15 protein-coding genes and 1 riboswitch are annotated in these 13,444 nt (G+C 38.4%); of the genes, 4 read left to right on the top strand and 11 right to left on the bottom strand.

The window, feature by feature from the left end:
• A partial coding sequence (locus ACVBAX_RS19210; protein WP_447117691.1) for an IS3 family transposase occupies window positions 1–79 on the top strand: 79 nt, incomplete at its 5' end.
• Between the two features lie 375 nt (window positions 80–454).
• Here the strand turns inward: ACVBAX_RS19210 and ACVBAX_RS19205 are convergent.
• Window positions 455–772, bottom strand: coding sequence for a hypothetical protein (locus ACVBAX_RS19205; RefSeq protein WP_447118433.1), 318 nt, complete (start codon window positions 770–772; stop codon window positions 455–457).
• Between the two features lie 227 nt (window positions 773–999).
• Between ACVBAX_RS19205 and ACVBAX_RS19200 the strand changes: the two genes are divergently transcribed.
• A complete protein-coding gene (locus ACVBAX_RS19200) occupies window positions 1,000–1,170 on the top strand; it encodes a hypothetical protein (protein ID WP_430775711.1) in 171 nt (56 codons plus the stop codon).
• 47 nt (window positions 1,171–1,217) lie between these two features.
• Here the strand turns inward: ACVBAX_RS19200 and ACVBAX_RS19195 are convergent, their stop codons facing one another.
• From ACVBAX_RS19195 to ACVBAX_RS19160, 8 genes are all read right to left on the bottom strand, one after another.
• Window positions 1,218–1,901, bottom strand: coding sequence for a DUF421 domain-containing protein (locus ACVBAX_RS19195; protein ID WP_447118432.1), 684 nt, complete (start codon window positions 1,899–1,901; stop codon window positions 1,218–1,220).
• Window positions 1,902–1,964: 63 nt separating this feature from the next.
• Window positions 1,965–2,108: a hypothetical protein gene (locus ACVBAX_RS19190; RefSeq protein WP_447118431.1), complete on the bottom strand. Its 144-nt coding sequence runs from the start codon at window positions 2,106–2,108 to the stop codon at window positions 1,965–1,967.
• A gap of 143 nt (window positions 2,109–2,251) precedes the next feature.
• Complete coding sequence (locus ACVBAX_RS19185) at window positions 2,252–3,730, bottom strand: SulP family inorganic anion transporter (RefSeq protein ID WP_447118430.1); 1,479 nt, start codon at window positions 3,728–3,730, stop codon at window positions 2,252–2,254.
• Window positions 3,731–4,036: 306 nt separating this feature from the next.
• Window positions 4,037–4,456 (bottom strand): universal stress protein, encoded by a 420-nt coding sequence (locus ACVBAX_RS19180; protein ID WP_447118437.1) that lies wholly within the window; start codon window positions 4,454–4,456, stop codon window positions 4,037–4,039.
• A 13-nt stretch (window positions 4,457–4,469) separates the two neighbouring features.
• Window positions 4,470–5,918 carry a SulP family inorganic anion transporter gene (locus ACVBAX_RS19175; RefSeq protein WP_447118429.1) on the bottom strand — a complete coding sequence of 483 codons (1,449 nt, stop codon included), beginning with the start codon at window positions 5,916–5,918 and terminating at the stop codon, window positions 4,470–4,472.
• A gap of 109 nt (window positions 5,919–6,027) precedes the next feature.
• A complete protein-coding gene (locus tag ACVBAX_RS19170) occupies window positions 6,028–6,873 on the bottom strand; it encodes an STAS domain-containing protein (protein WP_447118428.1) in 846 nt (281 codons plus the stop codon).
• 131 nt (window positions 6,874–7,004) lie between these two features.
• Entirely contained in the window at window positions 7,005–8,099 is a 1,095-nt protein-coding gene (locus tag ACVBAX_RS19165; protein ID WP_447118427.1) for a mechanosensitive ion channel family protein, read from the bottom strand.
• Between the two features lie 424 nt (window positions 8,100–8,523).
• Window positions 8,524–9,492, bottom strand: a complete 969-nt coding sequence (locus ACVBAX_RS19160; RefSeq protein WP_447118426.1) for an MBL fold metallo-hydrolase — start codon at window positions 9,490–9,492, stop codon at window positions 8,524–8,526.
• Between the two features lie 194 nt (window positions 9,493–9,686).
• Here ACVBAX_RS19160 and ACVBAX_RS19155 point away from each other — a divergent pair, with 194 nt between their 5' ends.
• Entirely contained in the window at window positions 9,687–10,679 is a 993-nt protein-coding gene (locus ACVBAX_RS19155; protein WP_447118425.1) for an LLM class flavin-dependent oxidoreductase, read from the top strand.
• Window positions 10,680–10,860: 181 nt separating this feature from the next.
• On the opposite strand, the gene ACVBAX_RS19150 is transcribed toward ACVBAX_RS19155, so the two are convergent.
• The gene (locus tag ACVBAX_RS19150) at window positions 10,861–11,427 is read right to left on the bottom strand and encodes a nitroreductase family protein (RefSeq protein ID WP_447118423.1); all 567 of its coding nucleotides are present in this window, start codon (window positions 11,425–11,427) and stop codon (window positions 10,861–10,863) included.
• A 251-nt stretch (window positions 11,428–11,678) separates the two neighbouring features.
• Between ACVBAX_RS19150 and sda the strand changes: the two genes are divergently transcribed.
• Complete coding sequence (gene sda, locus ACVBAX_RS19145) at window positions 11,679–11,993, top strand: sporulation histidine kinase inhibitor Sda (protein WP_447118422.1); 315 nt, start codon at window positions 11,679–11,681, stop codon at window positions 11,991–11,993.
• A 5-nt stretch (window positions 11,994–11,998) separates the two neighbouring features.
• Window positions 11,999–12,081: riboswitch (cyclic di-GMP riboswitch) on the top strand.
• A gap of 158 nt (window positions 12,082–12,239) precedes the next feature.
• On the opposite strand, the gene ACVBAX_RS19140 is transcribed toward sda, so the two are convergent.
• A complete protein-coding gene (locus tag ACVBAX_RS19140) occupies window positions 12,240–13,424 on the bottom strand; it encodes an LL-diaminopimelate aminotransferase (protein ID WP_447118421.1) in 1,185 nt (394 codons plus the stop codon).
• Window positions 13,425–13,444: the final 20 nt, after the last annotated feature.

Below are 13,444 nucleotides of genomic sequence, written 5' to 3'. Positions count from 1 at the left end.
AAAATTTTATAATTATGAAAGATTACAAAAAAGACTAAACGGCCTTAGTCCCTTAGAATACAGGGCTAAAGCCGCTTAGTGTCGTTTTTTTATTTCCGCTGTCTACTTGACGGGGGGCACTTCAATTGGCATACGTCAATTTGGTTTATCGGTTGTGGGGTTTAGATTAAGCACCCGAGCTGATAGACGGAGAAATTCCGACTATTTTTTAATAATTATGAAAAAAAGCTAGAATAGAAGGAGAGATTCCGATTATTGGCTAGAAAACTTATAAAATAGGAGATTTTACTTTGCATAAGCGGAAAACCTCCCCTTATTCCCCCAAAACGAGGCTCCATTCTGCAGCTAACCGGAAATTATCCACTTATTTTACTTTTGCTAGTTACTCGATTAAGGGTAAATCTAATATACAAAAAAAGCATCCCTAAAAAGGAATGCATATGGCTATACTGTCCTATTTTTCTTTGATCTGTTCCCGGATTTTTTGCAGTTCTTCAAAGGATAATTCACTTAGTGAATTTTTTATATCTTCCTCAATTTTTTTTCGGTTGTTTTCTTGATAACGTTCCCACCAGTTTCTGAGACCTTCTGTATGATCCAATATGTACTCAAAATCTATTTCTTCTACCTCTTCATCTGATATATACTCCAATACCGCTGCTAACATATGTGAAAGGCTTTCTACTTCCTCTTTGTTCGGTTGATTACTTGGCAAATGGACAATTTTTTCTTTTTCTGACTCTTCTTCCGTTTGTGCAGGCTTTCTAGGCATCGTACCTCTCCTTTTTTTCTTAATTAATTAAAGATAGTATGACCATTAATCAATGGAGCCATTATCGTTGGATTATGAATGAATTGCAAACTTTGTATACTCAGTATTAAAAAGTTAAATATTGTTTCTTGATTGTGTAAATAATTGGTAACTTGGACATTCTCTTGCTTTTTCTGATGTATGATAAGTTTGTAAGTCACTTAAAGCGCAAATAGGAGGCAATGAAAATGGAAAAATTAAAGAAACTACAAAAAGGGTTATTAGCTCTGTTAGCAACTTTTATGGTAATTGGATTTGCCACAGGCTGCAGCGAAGACACAACAGAAGAAACTGAAACAGAAGAAAACCAAACAGAAGAAGGCACTGAAGAAAGCACTGAAGAGTCTGATAACGAATAAGAGGTAACCCCTGTCATGTTCATGACAGGGGTTTATACCTGAAACAATTAATATACCTGAAGATACAAATCTTTATCTGATTCCCATTCCGCATATGCCACTTCTCTCACTGAAGATATATTTCTTTCATTGAGGCATTTGATTAACCCTTTATAGTCCATATCAGACTCCTGTAAATGTTCCATAATAACTTCCCCATCACTGATTATGGTAAGAGGAACCATTCGTTTGGTTATATTTAAGTTAAAATCTTTATATGTAGGTTTATCTGCCTCTTGTTTTTTTAAGATACTGATTGAGCCATTTGGTTCTAGTATGGCATATTCAACGTCTCGTAAGGAAAAAACATCCTTAGACCGAAGTAATTGTTGAAGTTGATTAATATCAAGGTGATTCTTTTTGAGTTCTTTCCAATCTAATTTTCCTTCATGTATGATAAAGGATGGTTTTCCTTCTAAAAATAACCGAAGTCTTAGGGATTTCTGGGTCGTTAATTCCGTTATATAGATCAGGAGGCCCCATACTGTTATACCAAAAAAGATCTTCAAAAGATTTATTTTCGGATCAAAAACCGCACTTCCTACAAATTCACCTAACACGAGTGCGGATATAAAATCAAACGGCGTGATTTGACTAATTTGGGTTTTCCCAAGAATCTTCACAATAATAAATAGAAAAACATAACCACCAACCAGCTCAACTAGCATCTGTACATAACCCAACTCTATCACCTTTCTAATACCTTACATGATTTTAAAGAAACTCTCCAAAGCCCAATGTAACCTGCTATCCCATTAGAAAAAGGATTTAAATACCTCTGACTCTTCTTCACACTGTGTACAACGGTAGGTAATCTCCATCGCATCTTCATAGGTTTTATGAAGTGTATCCTCTTTGCAGTTCTCACAATAATGAATCTGTTCTGCTTCAACGCCCAAAATGATTCCTCCAATTTTTCGTTATGAATACTGTTAGATTCTCCAAGAGCGATTAGATTTATTAAGCGAGCTGGGCGGCAACTCTCTTTTTTTAAAAGCTAATAAAAAAAAACCGCAAAGCATCATCGCTTTGCGGTTTCACTTTAATGTCCTACAACTTTCTCTAGGCCACCTGGTTTGTTATGAACGGCTAATCTATCTATTAATTTATTGCTTTCTTTATTTAGTCCTATGAGATTGACTTTAATCCCGTTTTGATGGTACTTAATGACGATTTTATCTATCGCACCAACTGCAGAATCATCCCATAGATGAGCTTCCGTTAAGTCAATATTTACTTCTTTAACATCTTCATTGTAATTGAAGCATTCTACAAAGTCTGTCACTGAAGCAAAGAACAATTGACCAGATACACGGTAATACTTTTTATGAGAATGCTCTGAGGCAAGTGTCGTTACTTTCACCTTTGAAATTTTAGATGCAAAGAAAATCGCACTTAAAATAATTCCTACTAACACTCCCTTTGACAAGTCATGTGTCATTAGTACTGTAAGAACGGTAGCAATCATCACAATCGTATCGGTAATCGGAGTTTTGTGTAGAGATTTTACTGAACCCCAATCAAATGTACCGATAGACACCATAATCATTACACCTACAAGTGCTGCCATTGGAATTTGAACAAGGAAGTCATTTAATACTAGGATCAAAATCATTAAGAACACGCCAGCTACAAAAGCAGAGAGTCGTCCGCGCCCACCAGATTTCACATTGATGACCGATTGACCAATCATCGCACATCCAGCCATTCCACCAAACAGTCCAGATACAATATTGGCAATCCCTTGACCACGTGCCTCTTTGTTTTTATCACTTTTCGTATCCGTCATATCATCAACGATCGTTGCTGTTAGCAAAGATTCCACTAAACCAACAATTGCAATCGAAAGTGAGTAAGGGAAAATGATTTTTAACGTCTCAAATGTTAATGGAATATCAGGCAATAAAAACATAGGTAAAGCTTGGGTTAATTCCCCCATATCTCCGATCGTACGCACACCACTACCTGTAAAGATAGCAATAGCAGAAATGACAACGATTGCCACTAATGGAGATGGAACAGCCTTTGTAAAGCGTGGAAGAATATAAATGATTGCTAATGCCCCCGCCACCATCGCATACATCGCCCAAGATTCTCCAACAAAGTGCGTTAATTGGCTCGTGAAAATCAGGATTGCTAATGCATTAACAAAACCTACCATAACGGATCTAGGAACAAATTTCATGAGTTTTCCTAACTTCAGAACACCCATGACAATTTGAATAATCCCTGTTAAAATCGTCGCAGCTAACAGGTATTGCAGTCCGTGTTCAGCCACTAATGTGGTCATCAGCAAGGCAGTCGCACCAGTTGCAGCAGAAATCATCCCAGGTCTTCCCCCAACAAAAGCAATCACAACCGCAATACAGAAGGACGCATACAACCCAATCATCGGATCAACTCCTGCAATAATTGAGAACGCAATCGCCTCTGGGATCAAGGCCATGGCAACGACTAATCCTGCCAACACATCTCCTTTGATGTTCCCAAACCATTCATATTTAATTGTGTTTAAATTCATGAAGCACCTCTTCTTTTTTTATTTGTAGTGACTTTCAACTCTCATGAAAGTCGGGGCCGTTTTTAACAGAAACAAGTATATAAGAATGTGGAGAAATTGTGAAATTGAATGAAAGCGCAATCATCAATTGATTCCTTTGATATACTTTCTTTTTTTCATAGTAACTATATAAATCTATAAATTTATATAAAAAACCTACTTGAGAAAATAAAAACACACTTACTAACAGTAACTCAATCGGGGTGCTTTTGAGGTTCTTTGGGGGATTAAGCTAAGAAAGACCACAGGTGATAGTGGTCTTTCTCTTTATTTCACGATTAAAACTGGACAGTTCGCTCGTTTTGCTACCTTGTGGCTTACACTTCCTAACACAAATTCCTGTAGTCCGTTTAATCCTCTGCTACCAATGATAACGATTTCAAAATTGTTTTTATTCGTATAGTCTACGATCGTAGGACCAGGCTCTCCGTGAAGGATCGTTAACTTATAAGTTACTCCTGCTTCTTTCGCCATTTTTTCAATAGCTCTCATTCGTTCCTTCCGTTTATCCCCTATATCCGCTGTGTTCCAATTGTTTAACACATCTGATTTAGCTTTATCTGCATCTACTACATACACCACTTCCATCAATGAGCCCTTAGAGCATTGTGCGATGTGTATGGCATTTTCTGCTGCTCGTTTGGAGTGTTCCGAACCGTCGGATGCTAAAAGAATTTTTTTATACATCATTCTACCTCCATTAATGTGATCCAAGTTTATTTGCTAATTTACTTACTAATTCGTTACTGTCTTCATTTAATCCTGTTACATTTACCATTATGTTATTTTCTTCGAATTTGTTCACAATTTTATCAACGGCAGCGACAGCCGAATCATCCCATATATGAGTGCGACTTAAATTGATCTCAACATATTTTATTTTTTCCTTGTAATCGAACAGAGTTAACAATTCTGTCACAGATGCAAAAAACAATTCACCTTTGACTTTATATGTTCTTGTATTGCCTTCGAGCTTACTATCTACTCTTACTTTTGATATTTTTGAGACAAAAAAGATTGCACTAAGGAGAATTCCCGTAAAAACGCCAATCGCTAAATTATGCGTTAAGACTACGGTTAATACGGTAACGACCATCACCACAGCATCACTTCTTGGAATCAGGTGAAGTGTTTTAATCGAATTCCAGTCAAACGTGCTTATGGAGACCATAATCATCACCCCAGCTAAAGCACCCATCGGAATTTGAACAACGATATCTCCAAGAACGACAATTAAAAAAATCAAAAACACACCGGCAACAAGAGCGGATAATCGTCCTCGACCACCGGATTTAACATTAATTACAGACTGACCAATCATCGCACAACCAGCCATTCCACCAAAAAAACCCGTAATGATATTAGCGATTCCTTGTCCTCTACTTTCCATGTTTTTATCACTATCTGTGTCTGTCATGTCATCGACAATCGTGGCCGTTAACAATGACTCGAGAAGTCCAACGACGGCGAGCGCTAGCGAATATGGGAAAATAATCATGATTGTTTCCAGATTAAGCGGGACATCTGGCAAGAAAAAAGCCGGCAAGGTTTTCGAAATGTTTCCCATATCCCCTACAGTACGAACTCCGTAATTCATAAAAATCGATAAAGCTGTAATCACTACAATGGCAACAAGAGTAGAAGGAACGGCCTTTGTGAGATAAGGAAATAAGTAGATGATCACAAGGGTTAATCCAACCAATACAAAGATGATTAAATTTTCACCTTGAAAATGTTGAAGCTGCGAAATAAATATAAGAATGGCCAACGCGTTCACGAAGCCAACCATGACAGACCTCGGAATAAATTTCATATATCTTGCTAGCTTAAACACACCAAATAGAATTTGAATGATACCCGTGAGGATCGTTGCCGCTAACATGTACTCCACACCGTAATTAGCCACTAAATCAATAAACACCAAGGCCATCGCCCCGGTTGCGGCAGAGATCATACCAGGCCTTCCGCCAAGAAACGAAATCGTCACAGCAATCGTAAAAGAAGCATATAACCCCACCATCGGGTCAACACCTGCAATAATTGAAAAAGCAATCGCCTCTGGAATCAATGCTAGGGCAACAACGATACCTGATAATAGGTCGCCTTTTACATTCCCGAACCACGATTGCTTATATGTAAGCTGTCCCATCTTCTTTTCCTCCTTTTTCCTTAGTATGAACGGGTGAAGAAAAGTCATGAAAGAAAAATGGTCCTGATTGATGGAAAAATCAATCAGGACCATTGAATTCGCAATGATGTTACCTGCTTCTTTTTACTGAGAAACCTAATTGTTTCAATGCATTCTCCAATGATGAATTAGTTGTCACATCATTAAAGTGCAAGCCAATATTCACAATTGTTTGTGCTAGTTCTGGACGAATACCTGTGATTAAAGGTTCAATTCCGCTAAGCTTTAGAGCAGTAATAATCTTATAAAGCTGGTCAGCTACCATCGTATCAATGATAGGTACACCCGATACATCCATAATTAGTGAATCTAACTGAAGGCGTGAGCCTTCATTGAGTACAGCTTCCATGATTAATTGCGCTCGATTGGTGTCTATCGTCCCGATCAGTGGAATCACCGCAATCCCCTTGGTGATTACCACAACGGGAACGGATAACTCTTCAACAGCGGAATAAGCAATTTTCATTAATTCGGTGTTTCTTTTTTCATACACTTCACTTATCACTTGCAGTACTCTATCTATTAAAGGATCAATGATTTTAGACACATCAAGCATCGTAATGGCCGCAAATTGTTTTTCCGCCAATTCGTCGGTAAATACATCCCATAGAATGGTTCGGTAAAAGCTCACTGCGCGTAAGGCATTGCTTAGTGAGACCTGATATTTCATCGCAAATATAGCGGACTTTTTCCCCCAACCAATCACATGTTCAAGAATGACTTCCTTTTCCTCGTATAAGGCCTGTCCAAAGTATCTGACGAGTTCTGCTCTGTATGCATGTAGCTCTTGGTCAGGGGCCCCAGCCTTACTCAGACTTGATGAATAATCTGAATCGATTAACTCCGATATTCTGGTAGCTAATATATCCTCATTTTTTACAATCTTTTCCCCAATATAACGTAATTCTTTCTTCACATTCGTAGTCTCCTTGTCTATAGGGCAATATAAATTATTTCAACATCCAGCAGATAGAATCCTTCTTTGTGGATTGTGTACTATAAAAAAAAGAGCCCACCGCTAAAATAAACGGTTGGTCTCTTAACAGGTCAATCAAAAGAACCCATAGTTTGAAGCATATCACTCGATTCCTGTGATACGTAAATCGTTCTACTTGGGAATGCCACTTCGACACCCTCTTCTTCTAAAATCGCCATAATCGCTATGTTGATTTCATGTTTAATTTTCACATGCTCTCCCCAAACGGTTGTGTTCGTGAAAAAGTATAAGAGGATATCAAGGCTACTATCATTATACTGATCGAATGCCACCATAATCGTATCCGGATGAACGTCCTCATGATTTCGCAGCAGATACTCCACCCGCTGAACGACTCTTTGAATTTGATCTTTAGTAGATTTATAGTTTAATCCTAAGTGAAATGTAATTCGTCTTTTCCCCATACGACTCCAGTTTGTAATTGGTTCGTTCGCTAGAGTTGAATTCGGAACCGTTACTAAAGCCTGGCTAAACGTTCGTACCTTCGTGCTTCGGAAATTAATATCCTCTACCGTTCCCTCAACGCTAGGAGTTAAAATCCAATCTCCAATCGAAAAAGGTTTTTCGGTTACTATAACGATACCACCAATCAAGTTGCCAACCGCTTCTTTGGCAGCGAGTGCAAAGGCAAGACCGCCCAGTCCTAGTCCAGCAACCAAGCCATTAACGTCATAATCAAACTCCTGACCAATAATACTAATACTGATGGCAACAAGGATCACTCGAATCGTCCTTGAGATAAAAGGAATCAAAATTAAATCTATCTTATTATTAATTTTTTGATTCACACTCATGATAATTCCAGTAGTTGGTGAAGAAAGATTAAATAATCCCCACGTAATGGTTACAATCACCATAGATCGTAGAAATTTTAAAAATAGTGCATTGTGCTGTTCGATAAACGGGAAATAATCCATCGCTACATATAAACCGATAATAATAAACAACCAGCCGATCGGGCGTTCAAAACTTAAGCAAATTTGCGTAAAAAAATCAGTGGGTGTTTTTCTAGACAATTTTAATATCAACTGAAATACATATTTCGTAAATAGGTTTCTAAATAGAATAAACAAAAGCAAGATTCCTATAGAGATCCCTAAATCTTTTAACATATCATATTCGAGTTGGAATGAAAAAAAATCCATCTTACTTACCTTCTCTCTTTGTAATTCACAACATACATCCTCATATATTACTCGCATCATCAAGAGATTTGAATACACCAAAAGTCTTGTTTATAAAAAAGGATAAAAGAAGGTAGACGAACGAGTGTCGACAAAGAATCGTTGAAATTTGTTGTAACTTGACTAAAAATGTTGGTAATAAATGGTTTTATTTACAGACTGATGTTGTTAAAATAGATTTTGTGTTGAAAAATAATAAGTTGAAAGGTGTGTGGAAATTGATTTATGAAATAGTCCTTTATAAAGGTCTAAAGTGTAATGTGGTATTTGATTATGGAAATGGAAATCTCGAAATATTATGCTTGGATGAAGTTCTCCTCGTCCACGAGGGTCAAATAGATCGGTTACAATAAAGGATTGCACTAAAAAAGAAGCAAACTTACGTCTACTTCTTCCAAATTTCCCTCCACCAAGGAGTTTTCGGACAATCATCCATACCAATGCAAACGGTTTCCCCGATTTTCGGCGTAGAAATGGATACCTGATGCAGAGCTGCCGCTTTTGTTACTCGTTCTACTGGATCAATCCACGAATGGAAAGCAAGGGTAAAGGCTCCCCAATGAACAGGTATTAACAAATCACCGCGAACATCAAGATGGGCTTGTACCGTTTCTTCCGGTAGCATATGGATATGGGACCAACGCTCATCATATTGACCGCATTCCATTAAAGTTACGTCAAAAGGTCCGTAGCTATCACCGATTTCCTTGAAATGTGGACCATAACCGCTGTCGCCACTGTAGTATACCTTTGTTTCACGTCCTGCTATTACCCATGAACACCACAAGGTAGAATTTCGATTAAATAAACCTCTTCCGGAAAAATGTCTAGCAGGCATACAAGCTAGGGTGAGATCCTCAAGCTGGACTTCGTCGCCCCAAGCATGCTCAGTAATTTTTTCTGAAGGAACACCCCAATTGACTAAATATCGTCGTACCCCTAACGGTACAATAAATCTTTCTGTTTTATCCTTTAATCTACGAATAGATGAATAATCCAGATGATCATAATGATCATGGGAGATCACTATTGCATCAATACGGAAAAGCTCTTCAGGTTCAATCGGCAAGTTTGTGCTAAAACGTTTCGTACCAGCCCATGAAACCGGTGACGGACGGTTACCAAGCATCGGATCAAAGAAGAGTCTTTTCCCTTCAAGTTCAAGAAGAAAAGTCGAGTGCCCAAACCAGGTAACCCTTGAATGAGAAGTAGTTCCCTCTACAAAATTTTCTACCTGGATTGGACTGCTTGGCCTTCGAATACTTTTACTTGTTATAGAATCCTTCATCATGCTGATCATCGACTTTAGATTCATATTCATAAAGGTTGGTATTTGGTTTTCGTATTTTTTCATTAAAGAATCTTCCTTTTTGTTACATTGATTTTTATCTCATTATAGAACAATTCGGATACAATTTCATTTTACTACAATCATAAAAGCATAACTGGAGACCACCTAAAGTAATAGATAGGTTACTTTTCTTGCTTCATGGAAACACATAAATTAAAGTGGAAATGTCTATTATTTTTTTTGTTGGAGGGTATGTCTTGAAACTTAGTGTTCTTGATCAATCAGTTATCAGTAAAGGAGCAACCGCCTCGACTGCACTACAAAACACCGTGAAACTCGCGCAATTATCCGAGGAATTAGGATACACCCGCTTTTGGGTTGCTGAACATCATAATTCAAACGGAATCGCAGGCTCTTCTCCGGAAGTACTAATTTCTCATATTGCATCAAGCACGAAAAAAATCCGAGTAGGATCTGGCGGTGTTTTACTCCCACAATACAGTCCATATAAAATTGCCGAAAACTTTAAAGTATTAGAAGCTCTATTTCCCAACCGAATCGATCTAGGAATTGGCCGCTCTCCAGGAGGTGCGGCAACCACCAGAATAGCATTAACAGATGGATCAAGAAAAACTCTAAATGAATTCCCACGGCAAGTGAGAGATTTGCAAGCCTTTCTAAGTAATGACTTACCTGCCGACCATCCTTATGAGTTGGTAAAAGCCTACCCTATTTCTTCGAGTTTCCCCCACATCTGGATGCTTGGTATCACACATCGGGGTGCAAGGTTGGCTGCAGAACATGGGACAGCCTTTACGTATGGACATTTTATTACTCCGGCAAATGGACAGCGGGCTTTGGACTATTATTATGAAAACTTCCACCCCTCCCCCCTGCTACCAAAGCCACAAGCGAATGTTTGCGTATTCGTGGTATGTGCGTCCTCACAGGCAAAAGCAGAAGAATTGGCTTTGAGCCAGGACATGTGGCTTTTAGCTATCGAAAAAGGACTGGATACTCGGATTATGTCTGTAGAAGAGGCAAAAAGAATTCCACTAACAAGTGCTGACATAGTAAAAATCCAAGAAAACCGCAAACGCATGATCATAGGTACACCACAGAAGGTGAAAGAGGACATTCTCAGATTTAGCGAGCGGTATCGTACAGATGAATTTATGATTATTAATAATGTATATGACTTTCAAGATAAAATGGAGACGTATACATTGTTGGCTGAGGCTTTGCTTTGAATGGGGTTGGTATTGTGGGGATAGGCCCGATGTATAGTTTCTTTAATTCCTGGAAATCACGGGTCCTAAATCCCAACTTTGTCCCCTCCTGGAATCCACAAGCACTAAGTACGCCTAATTGTTCACCCACCCACCATAAGCAAAAAAAGCAAACCACACAGTGATTTGCTCAACTACCTATCTACTTATATTCACCTTCAAATATTAACTCTTTAAGAGGCCGTCTGCCCGATGGTTGCTCACGGTCTTGTAATTCTGATGGTAGGGCTTCTTTCTCACCCTGATATCCCATTGCGACAATTACTTGAATGTCGAAGTCATCCGGGACATTTAGCGCTTCTCGAGCTTGATCTTGATAAAATCCAGCCATCGGGTGAGTGATCATCCCTTTTTGGCTTGCCTGTAGTGCTAAATACCCCCAAGCCGAACCAGAATCAAATGCATGATATCCGAAATTTTTATCCGACAAAATCGCCACAAAAACAGGAGCCTTTTCACACCATTTACGATTTCCTTCCTTGATAAAAGAATGGAATTTTTCACGATCCTCTTGTGAACGTGCAATCACAAATCTCCAAGGCTGAGAGTTATTAGCAGACGGAGCCCAATGTGCTGCTTCTAATACACTCATAAGAACGTCCTCAGATACTTCCTTTTCTAAAAACGAACGAGGGGACCACCGATTTAAGTAGATTGGATCAATGTTATACTCAGCTTGACGAACTTGTTTTGATTGTAATTCCGCCATATACATTCCTCCCTTTGTGAAAATATTCCATAACCATACCCATTTTACTCCAACCATAATTTCCCTACAATTTTTTTGCTTTTTTATGACTACATCTCTTCCATAGCGGGTATTGATATACGTCAGTACACAAATAATCAGGCATTACGAATTTTGTCGAAAAATATCTTATGGTGTATGCAGTTACCTTTGGACTATTGAACTTAACCTATATATACTAATTTAAGTAGAATGTAAGAAAGGATTTTCGTATGTATTCGCTACAAAGACTAGAAGATGAACAATTATCTACTACCATTATTCGAGCCATAAAGTTTAACTTAGAAGCAGATTTTATCCAATTTTTAAAAAATGAGGCGATACGAAGGTTGACCTATTCACAGCATGATCTCATTTCCAAGCAAAGTCTTCAAGATGCCCTTGATGTAATTTATTTCAAAAAAGAATTAGAGCTTTTACAATATGAACAAACGAAATGTACTAATGCTGCAATAAGAGAGCAAATATGGATGGACATTGAACTTTTACGTTCTGTCATTGAATTAGCCACCGAACAGATCAAATAACCACCCTCCTGCAAAGGCAAACCTTATGAAAATAAGAGACGCAAAGCCACGGACCTAACGCAATCGCTATGGTAGCCGAGCCGCCAGGACACTTTCCTCTTTTTTGTTTACTACAACTCTTACAATTACCCACAAACAAGTTAAAATTTTTTTCTCCTAATGATAAAAACTCGTACATATCCCTTTTCAGACACAAAAAAAATCCCTATCAAAGTAGTAAAGTTCCTACGATGAAAGGGATTTATATTAATTGGTTTCTGGTCGATAGGTATGTAAAAACTTCTGAATGCGCTCTGCAGCTACTGCTAATCTTTCGGAAGGCTGTACTAATGCGATTCGCACGTATCCTTCTCCCCCTGCACCAAATGCGTCACCTGGTACAACTGCCACACCCGCGTGTTCAAGTAATTCAAAAGCAAATTGACGAGAGGTCCAGCCTGGAGGAATCTTTGTCCAAATGAACATCGTAGCCGGGGTAGTTTTTACTTCCCAACCGCCCTGATTAAGTCCGTTAATTAATGTATTTCTTCGGTCTTCGTATATTTTTTTCTGTTCAGCAAGCATCAAAAAATCGGAAGTTAACACGGCTACTGCTGCTTTTTGAATCGGTAAAAACACTCCGTAATCCATATGTGACTTTAGAGAAGCTAGTATTTGTAATGCTTGAGGATTTCCGACCACATAGCCAATTCGGCAGCCAGCCATATTAAAGGTTTTTGATAAAGAATTGAACTCGATACCAACTTCCTTAGCCCCTTCAATAGACATAAAGCTCAATTGAGGATGATTATCAAAAATAAGTTCCGAATAAGCGAAATCGTGTACCACTAAAATGTTATGCTTCTTTGCAAAAATTACTAACTTTTCAAAAAAGGTTCTATCGGCAATAGCAGTCACTGGATTTCCTGGATAACTCAAGATCATCATTTTTGTTTTCACTAAAACTTCTTCAGGAATGTCCTCTAAAATGGGCAGGAAATCATTTTCTTCAAATAATGGCATCGGATATACGATTCCCCCCGCAATCGTGACACTCGCCTCGTAAATCGGATATCCTGGGTCAGGCACAAGTACATATTCACCTGGGTTCACCATGGCCGTTGCCAAGTGTGATAGTCCATCCTGCGAACCCATAAGCTGTAGAACCTCATCCTTCGGGTTAAGTTCCACTCCATAACGGGTTTTATAAAAATAGCAAACCGCTTCACTAAACTCAGCCGTCCCTGTTAACGTATATCCATAATTTGCAGGATCTTTACTGTATGCACTAATCGTATCCATAACTAATGACGATGGAGGTAAATCGGGACTACCGACACTTAAATCTATTACATCCAATCCCTGATTCATAAGTTCACTTTTTCGATTGGCTAAGTCCAAAAAAATGGATGTTGTTAGTTTGTCCATCTTAGCTGATGCCTGTAATTTCATTTCAAGTTGTCTCCTTATTA

The organism is Robertmurraya sp. GLU-23 (assembly GCF_052983275.1).
This window is presented reverse-complemented; position numbering and strand designations above follow the sequence as displayed.